Consider the following 2,709-nt stretch of genomic DNA (forward strand, 5'->3'; position numbering starts at 1 on the left):
CGCCAGCTCACGCACCGGCGACACCACATACACCCGCTCGCCGAGCAGCGGCTGCGCCCAGGGAGCCTGGTCGTCGTCGTTGACTTGCTCCAGCGGCAAGGTGAAGGAAAAGCTGCTGCCCAGGCCCGGTTCGCTGACCACCCGCAAGGTGCCGTTCATCAAGTGCATCAGGCGCTTGCAGATCGACAAGCCCAGGCCGCTGCCGGCGACCACATTCGCATTGCCGCTGACCTGGAAGAACGGCTCGAACAGGTACCGCTGGTCTTCCTCGGCGATGCCCTTGCCGGTGTCGACTACCTGCCACTGCAACATCGTGCGCTCGCCTTCACGGCTTTCCAGGCGCAGACGCAAGACAATCCGGCCGCTTTCGGTGAATTTCAGAGCGTTGTTCAGCAGGTTATTCAGGATCTGGCGGATGCGTGTGACATCCCCGCTCACGTGGTCGGGCAACTGTGGGTCGAGGCAGGCGAACAACTGCAGGCCCTTGCTTTGGGCGGCGCCTGCGTAGCCCTGGATCACTTCCTGCACCAACTCGATCGGTGAGAACGTGCTGAACTCTAGGGACAGTTGTCCCGCTTCGATTTTCGACACGTCCAGCACATCGCAGATCATTTGCAGCAAGTTCGCCGACGAGCCCTCGATGGCATTCAGGTAGCCACGCTGCTGGCTGTTAAGGTCGGTGCGCGCAAGCAATTCCAGGGTGCCCAGCACGCCATACAATGGCGTGCGGATTTCATGGCTCATGGTTGCCAGGAACAGGGTCTTGGCCTCATTCGCCGCGTCCGCCAGCGTGCGCGCCTGCTGCAGGGCCAACTCCACCTGCTTGCGTTCGGTGATGTCGCTGAAGGCGCAGATCAGCACCTCCTCACGCTGGTAACGGGTTGGCGCGAAACTCAGGTACAGGTGACGACCGTCGGCCATTTGCAGCTCGTCGGTGCTGCTTTGTTCCGACTCATCGAACGCGCGGCGAATCCAGCCGTGACACAGTTGCTGGCGCTCGTGGCCGTTGCCCAGCCATTGCCGGGACAGGGGGTTTTCCAGCACTACCTCGCCGTCGCTGCGGCGCAGCACGCACAAGGCCACTGGCGCGATGCGAATCACCGCACTGCTGAATGCCTCACTCTCCACCAGCGCTTCGATGCGATTGGCTGCCGGGATAATCAAACGCTGATCGATGCGCCGCACCAACCGCACCATCAACAAGCTGGCCGCTGCGCACAACAGCAGGCACAGCAACAACGGCATGGCCAGGCTGGGCAACAGTGAACTCAGCTCCAGGCTGTAGACGATCTGCCACTGGGAGTAACCCAGGTGCTTGCGAATGGCCAAGCGATCCGGCAGCCAGCGGCTGCCTTCCCAACCAAAGCTGGCCGTGGCGTGATACTGGCGCAGCACCTGCGCAGCCGACGGTTGATGAGGCGTGCTGCTGAAAATCAGCTGCCCGGCGCCGTCAAGCAACATGAAGTCCCCGGCTTTTTCATGCTGCAGGGCGTTGATCAGGTCCGGGCCGTCCACCTCCAGCCCGAGCCAACCCGACGTGGGGCTACGGTCGTCGAGGCGGGTGAAGATGTATAGCGGTGAATCCAGGCGGCTCTGCTCAGTCAGCCACAACTCATCGCTGACCGAGACCTTGCCGGTGTCCACCGCCATCAACCGCTGCAATACCGGCTGCGGCACATTCTCCGGGGCCGCCCCAACGGTAAACAGGCGCTCCACCACCGGCTCGGCGCGCTGCGCGACGTAGATCAGGTTGACCTGGTTGACCTGCAGGTAATCAAGCAGGCGCCTAGTCAGCCAAAGGCTCCAGATATTGCCCGCCTCGCCCAAGGTGATGTGCAACTCTTCGGCCGGCACATTATTGAGGTTGCCCACGGGTGGCGTGACATGACGAACCGTCGACAGGCCGAGGCTTTTGAGCAGCGTCTGGCGGCTGACAAAAAAACTCTGCGCATCGGAAATCGCCTCATTCATATAACTGCGCCGTAGCGAAATTTCCTCATTCAACGCCGCACGCAAGTAGCTGTAGGCACCCACATACACGCCGAGCACCAATGCCAGGGCAAACAGCCGCAACAACTTGCGCGCGGCCTTGGGCGTCGAAAAAGAAGAGTCGAGTGGTTGCAGGAAATGTTTGAGCTTCATCGCCAAAAGAGTAAGCGTGGCGAGAGGGTAGTTGAATAAGACGGATCTCAAAGCCCCGCACTGCTTGCGCCGATGGAACTCTCGCGCAACACGCTGTTCTAGACACCTTCGTCGCTGCTTGCGTAGCATCGGCGGCTGTCCTTCGTGCACTTCATCAAACAGAGTTACCCATGACTATCCAGCAAACACCCGGGCACGTGCTGCCCGCGCGCAGCGCCGCCAAAATGGAAGCGGCCATGGCCGTGGGCGCCTTTGCGATCGGCACCGGCGAATTCGCCATCATGGGGCTGATGCCCGACATCGCCCACAACCTCAATCTCAGCGAACCGCAAGTGGGCCACGCCATCAGCGCCTATGCGCTGGGCGTGATGGTCGGCGCCCCGCTGCTGGCCATCCTCGGCGCCAAGTTGCTGCGTAAACACATGCTGCTATTGCTGATGGGCCTTTATGCCCTGGGCAACCTCGCCACGGCGTTTACCCCAACCTTCGGTTCGCTGGTGGCCTTCCGCTTTATCAGCGGCCTGCCCCACGGCGCCTACTTCGGCATCGCCGCCGTGGTCGCCTCCA

Annotated in this window: 2 protein-coding genes; one reads left to right on the forward strand and one right to left on the reverse strand. The window is 61.7% G+C overall.

Annotated elements, in window-relative coordinates; genetic code table 11:
• Window positions 1-2,142: ATP-binding protein (locus tag HX846_RS17120; protein ID WP_178965763.1), on the reverse strand; the 2,142-nt coding region annotated here is incomplete at its 3' end.
• 170 nt (window positions 2,143-2,312) lie between these two features.
• On the opposite strand from HX846_RS17120, the gene HX846_RS17125 reads away from it, so the two are divergent.
• Window positions 2,313-2,709: MFS transporter (locus tag HX846_RS17125; RefSeq protein WP_178965764.1), on the forward strand; the 397-nt coding region annotated here is incomplete at its 3' end.

Origin of the sequence: Pseudomonas sp. K5002 (genome assembly GCF_013386655.1) — a bacterium.
GTDB lineage: Bacteria > Pseudomonadota > Gammaproteobacteria > Pseudomonadales > Pseudomonadaceae > Aquipseudomonas.